The following is a 13,336-nucleotide window of genomic DNA, read 5'->3' as shown; positions in this document are numbered from 1 at the left end:
CACGGGGCGCGCTCTCGACGTGTCCCGGACGGCCTGCCCTCAAAGGCAGGTGCGAGGGCTGTTTCTTCCCGCTTGTCAGCGACCTGGGAGGGTACGGCCGTGATCCAGATCCGCGATGAGATCGCCTCCGACGTCGCAGCCCGCGAGCATCTGCTCGACGCCTGCTTCGGCCCGAGCCGCGTCCTGAAGACCTCGCAGCGCCTGCGCGAGGGCCGCCTCCCTGCGCGCGGCCTGGCCCTCTCGGCCGTGCGGGACGAAAAGCTCGTCGGCACCGTGCGGCTGTGGGATGTCGAGACCGGCTGCGGCCGTCCGGCCCTGCTGCTCGGCCCGCTCGCGGTCGATCCGGCGCTTCAAGGCGCCGGCCTCGGCGGCTCGCTCATGCGCGAAATCCTCGGCAGGGCGGCTGCGTACGGGCACGGCGCCGTGCTGCTCGTGGGCGATGCGCCCTACTACGCCCGCTTCGGCTTCGCGCAGGCGAAGGCCGACGCCCTCTACATGCCCGGCCCGTTCGAGCGCGAGCGCTTCCTCGGCCTCGAACTGAAGGCCGGCGCGCTGGCGGGGGCAGAAGGTGTGCTGCGGGCGACCGGCGCCTTCGAGGCGCTGCCGGAGGTCGCGGCCGAAGCCGCTGCGGCGGCCGCGCGACGACGCGCAGCCTGAGTCGAGGGCGGATCGCGGCCCGCGCTCCCCGTCACGCGACGGCGCCTGAACCGGAATCCGCTCTCTTCCGAACAGCGGATTCCGGCCCGCCGCAACACGTCTCGATCCGTGGGCGGCCGATGTCCGTGATGCGGATCTCCGGCCTCAGCGGTGAGAGGGCCACGCCGCCGCAGAGAAGGACAACCGGCTGGCGCTCTCATGGAAGGCACGGGCCTGGCCGGCGGCCGTGCGGCTCGCGCGGACAAGAGCGGAAAGGAGGGTGATGATGCCCGGATCGCGGTCGAGCGGCTCGACTTCCGGATGGAGGGTCGGTGCAGTGAGGACGGTCAGCATGGCTCAGATCCCTTGTGCGTGCTGTCTGCCCTTGAGGCGTCCCTCCCTTGTTGCAGCGCAATATAGATTTGCCCGCCGCATCTGGCTTCGGTCCCGTCTCGGCGCCAGCCCTGCACTGAACTCATAGCTGACGCCCGTGACTTTCACGATTCTGCAATATTCTCGTGACTGAGCCGGTTGACCCAAGGGCCTCGAGCCGTCATCCGCTCGTCATTTCCAAGCATCAAAGCACGCCGCTCGCGTTTCGAGCACAAGCCCCGAGAAGGAGTCTCCGCGCCATGTCCGATGGTCCGCAGAAGGAATGGCCTGTCCACGGCCGCATCACCGGCCCGATCGTGATGATCGGCTTCGGTTCGATCGGGCGGGGAACCCTGCCGCTGATCGAGCGGCATTTCGCGTACGACAAGAGCCGCTTCACGGTCATCGATCCGGTCGACACCCATAAGGATCTCGCCGACAAGCACGGCCTGCGCTTCGAGAAGGTCGCGCTCACCAAGGAGAACTATCGCGGCGTCCTCACCCCGCTCCTCACCGAGGGCGGCGGCCAGGGCTTCTGCGTGAACCTCTCGGTCGACACGTCCTCGCGCGACATCCTCGAACTCTGCCGCGAACTCGGTGCGCTCTACATCGATACGGTGGCCGAGCCCTGGACCGGCTTCTACTTCGACAAGGACCTGAGCCAGGCCGACCGCACCAACTACGCGCTGCGCGAGAACATCCTCGCCGCCCGCCGCGCCGCCCCCGGCGGCCCGACCGCGGTCTCGTGCTGCGGGGCCAATCCCGGCATGGTCTCGTGGTTCGTCAAGCAGGCGCTCCTGAACATCGCCAAGGACACGGGCGTCACTGATCCGGAGCCGAAGACCCGCGAAGAGTGGGCCGCGCTGATGCGCGAGCTCGGCGTCAAGGGCGTCCACATCGCCGAGCGCGACACCCAGCGCGCCAAGACCCCCAAGCCCATGGGCGTCTTCGTCAACACTTGGTCGGTCGAGGGCTTCGTGTCCGAGGGCAACCAGCCGGCCGAGCTCGGCTGGGGCACGCACGAGACCTGGAAGCCGGCCAATGCCGAGGAGCAGACCAAGGGCTCGCGCTGCGCGATCTTCCTGCTTCAGCCCGGCGCCGACACCCGCGTGCGCACCTGGGTGCCGACCGCGGGCGCGCAGTTCGGCTTCCTCGTGACCCACAACGAGGCGGTCTCGATCGCCGACTACTACACGGTGCGTGAGAACGGCGAGGCGGTCTACCGCCCGACCTGCCACTACGCCTACCACCCGGCCAACGACGCCGTGCTCTCGCTGCACGAGATGTGGGGTAATGCCGGCAAGGTGCAGGAGCGCCAGCACATCCTCGACGAGGACGAGATCGTCGACGGCATCGACGAGCTCGGCGTGCTCGTCTACGGCCACGAGAAGAACGCCTACTGGTACGGCTCGCAGCTCTCGATCGAGGAGACGCGGCGCGTCGCCCCCTACCAGAACGCGACGGGTCTGCAGGTGACCTCGGCCGTGCTGGCCGGCATGGTGTGGGCGCTGGAGAACCCGGAGGCCGGCATCGTCGAGGCCGACGAGATCGACTTCCGCCGCTGCCTGGAAGTGCAGACGCCGTATCTCGGCCCGGTGGTGGGCGTATACACGGACTGGACCCCGCTCACCGATCGCCCCGGCCTGTTCCCGGAGGACATCGACCCGAGCGATCCCTGGCAGTTCCGCAACGTGCTCGTGCACCGCTGAAGGCTTTGAAGCTGAATGCCGTCGGGGCCGCCCTGTCCGGGGCGGCCTTTTTTCGTTACGGTTCCGGCCATCGAACAGGAGCCTGAGCGATGGCCGTGCCAGCGCGCCGCGATACCCGCATGCGGGTCGCCGAGTATCGGGAATGGGCCGCAACCCGACCCGACGATGAGCGCTGGGAGCTGATCGAAGGCGTTCCGGTGATGATGTCGCCGGCAAAGGGCCAGCATCAGCGCATCGTCACCAACCTCGTCAAACGTCTCGACGACCTCGCCGAGCGCCAAGGCTGCGGCGCCTATCCGGGCCTCGCGATCCTGAGCGAGGCCATGGATGACTACGCACCGATTCCCGACGTGGTGGTGCAATGCGGTGCGCCTCCCGAGGACGGCTACACCAGCGATGCTTTGCTCGTCGTGGAAGTCCTCTCGCCCTCGACCCTCGTCCTCGATCGCGGCCGCAAGACCGAGTTCTACCAGACTTTTCCGTCGCTCGCCGTGCTCCTGCTCGTGCATCAGGACGAGGCGCGGGTGGAGGTCTGGCGCCGCGCTCCGGATTGGACAGTTCAGTTCGCGGGCCCCGGCGCAAGCATCGACCTGCCGGAACTCGGCGGCGCGCTGGCTGTCGCGGAGATCTATGCGCGCCTCGGTCTCTGATCCTGCGCCGCGCGCCGCTTGCTTGGCTCCGGGGCGATGCTAGCATCGAGGCGGTTTTCGGAGGCCCCTCGATGGCGCTCGCCCTTCGGCGCGACCCCGGTATGCGGGTGGCGGAATATCAGGCCTGGGTCGCCGACCTCCCGGACGAGGAGTGCTGGGAGCTGATCGACGGCGAACCGGTGCTGATGGCGCTGCAGAGCGAACGGCATCAGCTGATCGTTGCGAACTTGGTCCGGAATCTCCCGCCGTTCGGACGCGACCGCGGTTGCCGTGCCATTCCCGGCATCGCCGTGCTGAGCGACAGCATGGACACCTTCGCGCCGATCCCCGACGTGGTGGTCCGCTGCGGGCCGCCGCTGAAGGATGGCTATGCCCGCGATTCCGTCCTCGTCGCAGAGGTGCTCTCGCCCTCGACCATGAGCCGGGACCGCGGCCGCAAGACCGACTTCTACCGCAGCATCGCCTCGCTCAAACTATTCCTGATCGCCTATCAGGACGAGCCGCGCGTCGAGGTGTGGCGCCGCGAGCCCGAGGGCGGCTGGGCGTTCGAGGCTCACGGCCTCGGCGACGCGATCGATCTGCCCGAACTCGGCGGCCATTTGGCCGTTGCCGAGATCTATGACGACATCGCCTTCTAGACGACGAACCCGCGCGGGACCGGCCTTGCCCCATTTCGAAGACTTCTACGCCAACAAGCTGCGCGGCTCGCTCGGGGTCACCGATGCGGAATCGGTGCTCGATCTGCGCGGGGCCAACCGCCCGACCGCGGAGGCCTCGCTGACCGACATGCTGGAGCGCAGCCGCTTCGCCAAGGGCAAGACCGTGGCGATCCGCCTCGATGCGCCGCCGGAGGGTGGGGGCGAGACCCTGTTCCAGCCGATCGGGCGCCAGCTCCTCGACGCCAAGCGCCGCGGCTGGATCGAGCGGCTGCAGACCCTGCCCGCCGGCGACGGGCTCGGCTTCTACGTGGCGCTGGCCGGCAAGCCCGACCGCGAGCGCGACTGACCCGGATGGCTTGGAGCCGGAACGACAACGCGCTGGAGCACCTCGCCCGCTTCGGCTACGGCGCCCGCGGCTTCGTCTACTGCGTCGTGGGAGCGCTGGCCGTGCTCGCCGCGCTCGGACAGGGCGGCTCGGCAGGCGACAGCAAGAGCGCGATCCGCGCGGTGCTCGGCGGCCCGTTCGGCGCCGTCATCGTCGGGCTGATCGCCTTCGGGCTCGCGGGCTTCGCCCTGTGGCGCGTCGTGGAGGGGGCGACCGATGCGGACCGACGCGGGCGCTCGCCCAAAGCGCTCGCCGTACGCGGCGCCCACCTGATCAGCGCCGTGATCTATGCCGGCCTCGCCCTCACCGCAGGCCAACTCGCCTTCGGCATCGGCCGCGCCTCCGCCGGCGGGGACGGCGTGCGGGACTGGACCAAGTGGCTGCTCGACCAGCCCCTCGGCCCCTGGCTCGTCGGGATCGTCGGCCTCGGTATCGCCGCCGCCGGCATCGGCTACGCCGCCAAGGCCTGGAAAGGCAACGTCACCGAGCGGCTCTCCCTTCCCTCCGGCTCGGAGACCTGGGTCTGTCGGCTCGGCCGGTTCGGCTACGCGGCGCGCGGCCTCGTCTTCCTGATGATCGGCGGCTTTGTCCTGACCGCCGCCTGGACGCAGGCCTCCTCGGACGCGACCGGCCTGTCGGGGGCCTTCGCCGCTCTGCGGGCGCAGCCCTACGGCTGGGCGCTGCTCGCCATCGTCGCCGCCGGCCACTTCGCCTTCGGCGCCTTCGGCCTGATCCAGGCCCGCTACCGCCACATCGACGCCCCGGATCTCGGCGATGCGGACGGGGCGGTCGCCAAGGCGGTCCGCGCCGCGCGTTGACAATCCCCCCGGTCGGCGCCGATACCGCGCTCCGCCTGGAGCATCGGCCTTCGGCCGAAACCGGTATCGATCATTCGGGTCGATGCTCTGATACGGTCGCCGCTTGATCATAGCGGCGACCGTATCAGCGAGCCCGCGCGGCGCTTGAGCGGAGCCCAAATCCGCCACCCCGAAGGGATCAACCGGATTTGGTATGACACGAAGCACCATGCAGAAGCGCACCTTCAAGACGGCGGTGATGGTCGTCCACGATCTCGCCGCGACCGCGGCGGCCGTGGTGCTGACCTTCGTCTTCCGCTTTCAGGACGGGGCACTCGCCGAGCGCCTGCACGCGCTGCCGCTGCTGCTGCCGCCGTTCCTGGTCTATGCCGGGCTGATCTACGCGTGGTTCCGGCTCTACCGCACCAAGTGGCGCTTCGCCTCGCTGCCCGATCTCGCCGGCATCGTGCGCGCCGCCAGCGTCACCGCTCTGACGCTGCTGGTGCTCGACTACGTGCTGGTCTCCTCGAACCTCTACGGGTTCTACTTCTTCGGCAAGGTCGCCATCCTCCTCTACTGGGTGCTGCAGATCTTCCTGCTCGGCGGCCCGCGGCTGGCCTTCCGCTACCTGAAATACGCCCGCTCCCGGCAGAGCCAGGCGCGCGCCGCCACCACGCCGACGCTGCTGCTGGGCCGCGGCGCCGATATCGAGATCGTGCTGCGGGCCATCGAATCCGGCTCTGTCAAACGGCTCTCGCCCAAGGGCATTCTCTCGCCGCGGGCGGATGAGGCGGGCCAGATGATGCGCGGCGTGCCCGTGCTCGGCGGGTTCCGCGACCTCGAACAGGTGGTGGCCGATCTGGCCACTCGCGGCCTGCCGGTGCGCCGGCTCGTGGCGACGCCGAGCGCGCTGGCGCCCGAATCCGAGCCCGACGACCTCATCGCCCGCGCCCGCCGGCTCGGCCTGCCGCTCGCCCGCGTCACCAGCCTCGGCGAGGGAATGCGCGATGCCGAACTCGCGCCGCTGGAGATCGAGGATCTGCTGCTTCGGCCCACCGTCGCCATCGACCGGCCGCGGCTCGAACACTTCCTCACCGGCGCCCGCGTGGTCGTGACCGGCGGCGGCGGTTCGATCGGTGCGGAGATCTGCACCCGCGCCGTCGCCTTCGGCGCCGTGGCGCTCCTCGTCATTGAGAACTCGGAACCGGCGCTGCACGCCGTCCTCAATGGTCCAGCCCTGCTCAACGCCGAGGCCGAGGTGCAAGGCGCGCTCGCCGACATCCGCGACCGCGAGCGGCTGCACGCCATCCTCCGCAACTTCCGGCCGACCTACGTCTTCCACGCCGCCGCGCTGAAGCAGGTGCCCTATCTCGAACGCGACTGGGTCGAGGGCATCAAGACCAATGTGTTCGGCTCGATCAACGTCGCCGAGGCCACCGTCGCGGCGGGTGCCCGCGCCCTGGTGATGATCTCCACCGACAAGGCGATCGAGCCGGTCTCGCAGCTCGGTGTCACCAAACGCTTTGCCGAGATGGTGGCCCAATCCCTCGACGCGGAGCGTTCCGGCGCGGAGGCGACCCGGCTCATTGCCGTGCGCTTCGGCAACGTGCTGGGTTCGGCCGGCTCGGTGGTGCCCGTGTTCAAAGCGCAGATCGCCCGCGGCGGCCCAGTCACGGTCACGCATGCCGAGATGGTGCGTTACTTCATGACCGTGCGCGAGGCCTCCGACCTTGTGCTCACCGCCGCCTCCCACGCCGACGCCGAGGGGCGCGGCGATACCGGCGACCAGCGCGCGGCGGTCTACGTCCTCAAGATGGGCCAGCCCGTACGCATCCGGGATCTCGCCGAGCGGATGATCCGGCTCGCCGGCTTCGAACCCGGCGAGGACATCGAGATCCAAGTGACCGGCGCACGACCGGGCGAGCGGCTCAACGAGATCCTGTTCGCCAAGGAGGAGCCGCGGGTGACGCTCGCCGGCATCGAGGGCGTAATGGCGGCCAAGCCCGTCTTCGCCGACCGCACCGTGCTGGAGGGCTGGATTGTTCGCCTGCGCGAGGCGGTGGCGGCGGGCGACCGGGCGGCGGCGGAGGCCGTGTTCGAGGAAGCGATCCCGGATTTCCGCAATCGCGCCGGGGCCGTTCCGCGCTCGGAGCCGGCAGGAACCGCGGCGCCGCTCCGTGCCGCCGAGGCGACGACGGCGTAGAGCTTACCCCTCTGCTCGCGCCAGCGCCGCGAGCCCGTCCCGCGACGCTAGCGCCGGCCGCCAGCCCAGGGCTTCCAGGCCCTCGGCACGGGCGACGAGCGAGCCGGACAGCCGGTCGAAGGCGTCCTCGCGGCCCGTGGCGCGGCAGGCCAACCCGATCAGCGACACCGGGCAGGGCAGCAGACCGGGCCTGCGGCCGAGGCCGGCGCGGAGGGCTGCGAGCATTTCGGGCAGGGTCAGCGGGTCGGGATCGGCCACGACCAGCGGGCGCCGGAGCGGGCCGGGCGCCTCCAGCACGGTAGCGACTGCGCCCGCCAGACTCTCGACCGAGACCAGCGAGCGGCGCCCGGTCAGGCTCGCCAGCGGCAGCGGGTAGGGCGTGCGCGCGAGCTTGAGCAGCGCCGCCATGTTGCCCTTCACGCCGGCGCCGTAGACGAGGACCGGGCGCAGGGCGACCCAGTCGAGACCGGTCTCGGCCAGCGCCTGTTCGGCGGCGAGCTTCGAGCGGCCGTAAGGATCGGTCGGCGCCGGTGCATCCGCCTCGGACAGGGGCGCCGGGGCGCTCGATCCCACCTGCGCCCGGATCGAGGACAGGAAGACGAAGCGGGTAACCCGCGCTCGTTGTGCCGCCTCGGCGAGCTTGTGCGTCGCCTCGGTGTTCGAGTTGCGAAAGTCGTCCTCGGGTGCGCCGGACATGGCGTGGGCGAGCCCGGCCGAATGCACCACCGCATCGACCCCGCTGAGCGCGGCGGCCATGTTCATCGGCCGCGCCAGATCGCCGACCACGGCGCCGCTCGCGCCCTCCGGCACCGCGACCGGCCGGCGCAGCAGTACCCGCACCCGGTAGCCTCGCTCCGAGAGCGCCCGCAGCAGGTGGCGTCCGATGAAGCCGGTGGCTCCCGTCAGCGCGATCAGCTTTCCGCTCACCCGTCATCCCCTCACGCGCTGGAGGCCCGCGGCGTCGCGAACCGGCGCAGCAGCCACCCGACGAGCCCCGCCGCGAGGACGAGGCAGGCGAGCGTGACGGCCCGAGACGGCCAAAGCAAGGTCGCACCCGCGAGCACCGCCAGCGCCGCCTGCACGGCGAAGACCGAGCCGACCACGCTCGGAACGGAGAAGCCGTTGACGGTAGCGACCTGATAATAGTGGCTGCGGTGGGCCTGCCAGACCGGATCGCCCCGCCGCAGGCGCCACAGCAGGGTGAGCGTCGCATCAGCCAGCGGATAGAGCGGCAGGATCAGCGCGGCGGCCAAGCCTCCTTCCAATCCCCCCTGCCCCGCGAGCCGGAACAGCAGCCATGCCACGATCAGCCCGACCGGCAGCGAACCGACATCGCCCATGAACAGCCGCGCCACCGGCCGGTTGAACGGCGCGAAGCCGAGAAGGCCGCCGAGCAGGGCTCCGGCGACCAGCGTCGGCTCGGGGGCATAGCGGCCGGCGAGACCGAGGGCGAACAGGAAGACTAACGGCGGCACGAACTCGGCCAGCGTCATCCAGTCGAGCCCGTCCATGAAATTGACGAGGTTGACGAACCAGAGGCCGGCGAGGATCGCGAAGGCGCGCTCCAGCCCCAGCGGCACGTCCGGGAGCAGGCGGCCCTCGGCGGTGAGCACGACGGCGGCGACCGCGCCGGCCTGGATCACGAGACGGAGCGAGGCCGGCAGCGGCCGGATGTCGTCGACGGCGCCGATGACGGCGAGCACGATCACGGAGAGAGCCAGCACCGGCAGCTCGACGCCCTCGATCGCGATCCCGGTCGGCGCGGCCAGGACTGCCGCCGTGAGCAGCGCCGCGGCGATGATCGCGATCCCGCCGCCCTGGGGCGTCGGCACCCGGTGGCTGGAGCGGGCACTCGGTCGCGCCAATGCGTAGCGCTGCAGCAGCGGCTTCAGCAGCAGGATGAGGCCGGCGGAGAGGAGTGCCGCCAGTGGCACGATCAACAGGGGGGCGAGGGCCATCAGGATTCCCGCTGCGAGAGGCCCCTCCCCCCTCTGCGGGGGAGGGTGCCTGCGGAGCAGGCGGGAGAGGGGCAGCGCGACACTGCCACGCGCGCCCAGGGTCGTTCCAGCGGAAGCGGCGCTCCCCTCTCCCGTCCCTCTGCGGGGGCCACCCTCACCCGCAGAGGGGGGAGGGCTGCTGCGCGGCATCCTTCAAACATTCGCATGTCGTCCGCTCTACCCGCCCGCCCCCGGCCAAGCGAGACCGCGGCGACCGGTCCCAACTTGTTTTGGCCGCAAAGCCACGCGATCCGCGTCGCGTGGTCCGCCGAAAGAGCGGTGGGCGGGCCGCGCGTCCCCGGTCGGCTCGCCTTGCGGGGGCGGGGAGCCGCCGATACGACTTGGCCGCACGCCCCCACCGCTCAAGCCGGCTGTCAAGAATCGCCCGTTGCGCACGCTTTCCCTGGCCCTTGCCCTGGCCCTCGCGATCCTGACGGCCGTGGCGGGCTCCCTCGCCGGCCTCCTCGGGACCACCACCCCCGCCTACGCGGTCGAGGCCGTGCGCGTCACCCTCGACGCGCCCGCCATCGACCTCACGCCGACGATCGAGCGCTACCGCTCCGACGGCGACCTGATCCAGATCTCCACCGCGCCGGGCAAGGACGGCATCGTACGGCGTATCGCGGTCAAGGCGCGCGAGACCGGCGCGCGTCCCGACTGGATGGTGTTCGCACTCACCAACGACACCGACGAACAGATCGACCGCCTGCTGGTCGCCCCCCACTTCCGCCTCGTCGGCTCCGGCGTGATCTGGCCCGATCTCGGCGGCTCGCGCATCGCCGCGATCACCGCGAGCGAGGGCATCCGGCCCGAGCGCGACGAGAGCCTCGACGCCGACCAGTTCCTGATCACCATCGATCCGGGCACCACGGTGACCTACGTCGCCGAGCTCAAAGGCCCGAACATCCCGCAGGTCTACCTCTGGGATCAGGACGCCTACCGCAAGAAGACCTCAGGGCTCACCCTCTACAAGGGCATCATCATCGGCATCGCCGGGCTCTTGGCGCTGTTCCTCACCATCATCTTCGTGGTGAAGGGCGCGATCATCTTCCCCGCCGCCGCCGCGCTCTCCTGGGCGGTGCTGGCCTATGCCTGCATCGATTTCGGCTTCCTGCAGCGGGTGTTTCCCGTCACCGAAGCCGCCGAGCGGATCTACCGGGCCTCCGCCGAGGCGGTGCTCGGCGCGACCCTGCTGGTGTTCCTGTTCGCCTATCTCAACCTGTCGCGCTGGCACGTGCGCTACAGCCACGTCGCCTTCTTCTGGCTCACCTTCCTCGCCGGCCTCGTGGCGCTCGCCGTGTTCGATCCGCCGGTGGCGGCGGGCGTGGCGCGCATCTCGATCGCGGCGGTGGCGGGCGTCGGGCTCCTCCTGATCCTCTATCTCGCCGTCCATAACGGCTACGACCGCGCCATCCTGCTGGTGCCGACTTGGCTACTGCTGCTGGTCTGGGTGGTGGCGGCGGGCTTCGCCATCACCGGGCATATCGGCTCCGACCTCGTGCAGCCGGCGCTCATCGGCGGCCTCGTGCTCATCGTCATGCTGATCGGCTTCACGGTGATGCAGCACGCCTTCGCCGGCGGGGGCCTGAGCCACAGCCTCGTCTCCGACACCGAGCGCCGGGCGCTGGCGCTGACGGGGGCGGGCGACATCGTGTTCGACTGGGACGTGCCGGGCGACCGCGTCTTCGCCGGCCCCGAGATCGAGGCGCAACTCGGGCTCAAGCGCGGGACCCTCGAAGGGCCGGCGGCGAACTGGCTCGGCCTGCTCCATCCCTTCGACGTGGAGCGCTACTCGGCCGCCCTCGACACGGTGATCGAGGAGCGGCGCGGGCGCATCATCCACGATTTCCGCCTGCGCTCGGCGGACGGCCCCTACGCGTGGTATCGATTGAAGGCGCGCCCGGTGATCGGCACCGACGGCGAAGTGATCCGCATCGTCGGCACCATCAGCGACGTGACCGAAGCGAAGACCGCCGAGGAGCGGCTGCTGCACGACGCCGTGTATGACAGTCTCACCGGCCTGCCCAACCGCGAACTGTTCCACGACCGGCTGGAGGCGGCGTTGGCGCTGGCGAGCCAGGACCCGCGCCTGAAGCCTGCGGTGATCGCCCTCGACATCGATCGGTTCAAAGCGATCAACGACGCCATCGGCCTCTCGGCGGGCGACTCGATCCTGCTCACCCTGTCGCGCCGGCTCGGGCGGCTGCTGCGCCCACAAGACACCCTGGCGCGGGTGGCGGGCGACGCGTTCGCGGTGATCCTGCTCTCCGAGCGCGAGCCCGACCGCATCCTCTCATTCGCCGAAATGATCCGGCGCGCCATCGCCACCCCGGTCACCTACGCCGATCGCGAGGTGTTCCTCACCGTCTCCATCGGCATCGCCCTGCACGAGGCCGGCCAAGGAAGCGCGCAGGGTGCGAGCGGCCAGGGCAGCGGGCCGACACGGCGTGAAGAGGTGTTCAAGAACGCCGAGATGGCGATGATCCAGGCCAAGCGCGGCGGCGGCGACCGGATCGAGGTGTTCCGCGCCAACATGCGGCTGGAGCGCTCCGACCGGCTGATGCTGGAGGCCGATCTGCGCAAGGCGCTGGAGCGCAACGAGATCAAGGTGCTGTTTCAGCCGATCGTCCGGCTCGAAGACCGCACGGTGGCCGGGTTCGAGACGCTGCTGCGCTGGGATCACCCGAAGCTCGGCCGCATCCCGCCCTCGACCTTCCTGCCGGTGGCGGAAGAGACCGGTGTCATCGTCCCGCTCGGCAATTTCGCCATCGAGCGGACGGCTTTGGAACTCGCCGCCTGGCAGCGCTCGCTCGATGTCGAGCCGCCGATCTTCGCCTCGGTCAACGTCTCCTCGCGCCAGCTCCTGCGCCACGACCTCCTGCACGACGTGAAGACGGTGATCGCCCGCACCGGCGTGCTGCCCGGCTCGCTCAAGCTGGAGATGGCCGAGGGGCTGGTGATGGAGAACCCGGAATACGCCGCCCAGATGCTCACCCGCATCCACGACCTCGGCGCCGGCCTCGTCCTCGACGATTTCGGCACCGGATACTCGGCACTCTCCTACCTCCAGCGCTTTCCCTTCGACACGATCAAGATCGACCAGAGCTTCGTGCGCCAGATGGGCCAGGGACGCAGTGCCATGCTGCGCTCGGTCCTGCGGATGGGGCAGGAGCTGGGCCTCGCCACGATCGCCGAGGGGGCCGAATCGGAAGAGGATGCGCAGGGGCTACAGGAGCTCGGCTGCGATTACGCCCAAGGCGCGGCCTTCGGCGAACCGATGACCGTTCTCCAGGCGCGCCAGCTCGTCGGAGCCGCGCCCGAAGCCGCGTGACCGCGCCGATCTCACGATGAGGCAGGTCACTCAAGCTTCGGTTTAAACCTCCCTTAACCATGTTGAAGGAAGGTCCATCCGAACGATCCGGGACGCCGCTTCGGTGGTCCCGCCGGACTGAGGATGGACGATGATCGAGGCCACGAGACGCAGGAGCCCGGCCCTCTCCGGCAGCGCGATGCGGCGCCTCATGACACGCCCGATCCATGCCCATCTCGCCGTCGCGGCGCAGCCGCGGCTCGTTCCGGCGGAAGCTCCGGCGGACGTGGCGGAAGAGATCCCGGCGGACGCCGTGGCGCCGGTCACGGCCGACACGGCCGTCGACGTTCCTGCTCCCTCCGAGCCCGAGGCGGATGCCGCTGACGCGGATCTCACGCGCCTGCGCCTCGAAGTGGCGATGATGAAGGCCGCGCTCGCCGCCGAGCGCCGGGAAAGCGAGGCGCTTCGCAGCAGCCTCGGCCTCGTGGAAGCGGAAACGCTGAGCGAGGAGGCCCGCGCCGTACGCGCACGCTGGGCCGCCCTGGTCGAGCGGCTGATCCACGACCCGCTCTGATCCCTCCAAGACACCTCTCATTTCGATCGGAGCGGGTTGCCGCC

12 protein-coding genes are annotated in these 13,336 nt (G+C 70.3%); 9 read left to right on the top strand and 3 right to left on the bottom strand.

Going from position 1 to position 13,336, the window contains the following annotated elements:
- Positions 1–99 precede the first annotated feature (99 nt).
- Entirely contained in the window at positions 100–657 is a 558-nt protein-coding gene (locus LPC10_RS10400) for a GNAT family N-acetyltransferase (protein ID WP_231346606.1), read from the top strand.
- 144 nt (positions 658–801) lie between these two features.
- Here the strand turns inward: LPC10_RS10400 and LPC10_RS10395 are convergent, their stop codons facing one another.
- Positions 802–990: a hypothetical protein gene (locus LPC10_RS10395; protein WP_108939982.1), complete on the bottom strand. Its 189-nt coding sequence runs from the start codon at positions 988–990 to the stop codon at positions 802–804.
- Between the two features lie 278 nt (positions 991–1,268).
- Here LPC10_RS10395 and LPC10_RS10390 point away from each other — a divergent pair, with 278 nt between their 5' ends.
- The 6 genes from LPC10_RS10390 (at position 1,269) to LPC10_RS10365 (ending at position 7,411) form a co-directional block, all read left to right on the top strand.
- On the top strand, positions 1,269–2,717 hold the full coding sequence (locus LPC10_RS10390) for a homospermidine synthase (protein WP_231346605.1): 1,449 nt from the start codon (positions 1,269–1,271) through the stop codon (positions 2,715–2,717).
- A gap of 89 nt (positions 2,718–2,806) precedes the next feature.
- Positions 2,807–3,367: a Uma2 family endonuclease gene (locus LPC10_RS10385; RefSeq protein ID WP_231346604.1), complete on the top strand. Its 561-nt coding sequence runs from the start codon at positions 2,807–2,809 to the stop codon at positions 3,365–3,367.
- Positions 3,368–3,438: 71 nt separating this feature from the next.
- Positions 3,439–4,005: a Uma2 family endonuclease gene (locus tag LPC10_RS10380; RefSeq protein ID WP_231346603.1), complete on the top strand. Its 567-nt coding sequence runs from the start codon at positions 3,439–3,441 to the stop codon at positions 4,003–4,005.
- 25 nt (positions 4,006–4,030) lie between these two features.
- Complete coding sequence (locus LPC10_RS10375) at positions 4,031–4,372, top strand: hypothetical protein (RefSeq protein WP_231346602.1); 342 nt, start codon at positions 4,031–4,033, stop codon at positions 4,370–4,372.
- 5 nt (positions 4,373–4,377) lie between these two features.
- A complete protein-coding gene (locus LPC10_RS10370) occupies positions 4,378–5,229 on the top strand; it encodes a DUF1206 domain-containing protein (RefSeq protein WP_231346601.1) in 852 nt (283 codons plus the stop codon).
- Between the two features lie 208 nt (positions 5,230–5,437).
- On the top strand, positions 5,438–7,411 hold the full coding sequence (locus tag LPC10_RS10365; RefSeq protein WP_231347015.1) for a nucleoside-diphosphate sugar epimerase/dehydratase: 1,974 nt from the start codon (positions 5,438–5,440) through the stop codon (positions 7,409–7,411).
- Positions 7,412–7,414: 3 nt separating this feature from the next.
- Here the strand turns inward: LPC10_RS10365 and LPC10_RS10360 are convergent, their stop codons facing one another.
- On the bottom strand, positions 7,415–8,338 hold the full coding sequence (locus tag LPC10_RS10360) for an NAD-dependent epimerase/dehydratase family protein (RefSeq protein WP_231346600.1): 924 nt from the start codon (positions 8,336–8,338) through the stop codon (positions 7,415–7,417).
- 11 nt (positions 8,339–8,349) lie between these two features.
- Positions 8,350–9,369, bottom strand: coding sequence for a glycosyl transferase (locus LPC10_RS10355; RefSeq protein ID WP_231346599.1), 1,020 nt, complete (start codon positions 9,367–9,369; stop codon positions 8,350–8,352).
- Between the two features lie 427 nt (positions 9,370–9,796).
- Here LPC10_RS10355 and LPC10_RS10350 point away from each other — a divergent pair, with 427 nt between their 5' ends.
- Both LPC10_RS10350 and LPC10_RS10345 read left to right on the top strand, forming a co-directional pair.
- The gene (locus LPC10_RS10350) at positions 9,797–12,739 is read left to right on the top strand and encodes an EAL domain-containing protein (RefSeq protein WP_231346598.1); all 2,943 of its coding nucleotides are present in this window, start codon (positions 9,797–9,799) and stop codon (positions 12,737–12,739) included.
- 130 nt (positions 12,740–12,869) lie between these two features.
- Positions 12,870–13,292, top strand: coding sequence for a hypothetical protein (locus tag LPC10_RS10345; RefSeq protein ID WP_231346597.1), 423 nt, complete (start codon positions 12,870–12,872; stop codon positions 13,290–13,292).
- The last annotated feature ends 44 nt before the right edge of the window (positions 13,293–13,336 follow it).

The sequence above is a fragment of the Methylorubrum sp. B1-46 genome, from assembly GCF_021117295.1.
Taxonomy (GTDB): Bacteria; Pseudomonadota; Alphaproteobacteria; order Rhizobiales; family Beijerinckiaceae; genus Methylobacterium.
This window is presented reverse-complemented; position numbering and strand designations above follow the sequence as displayed.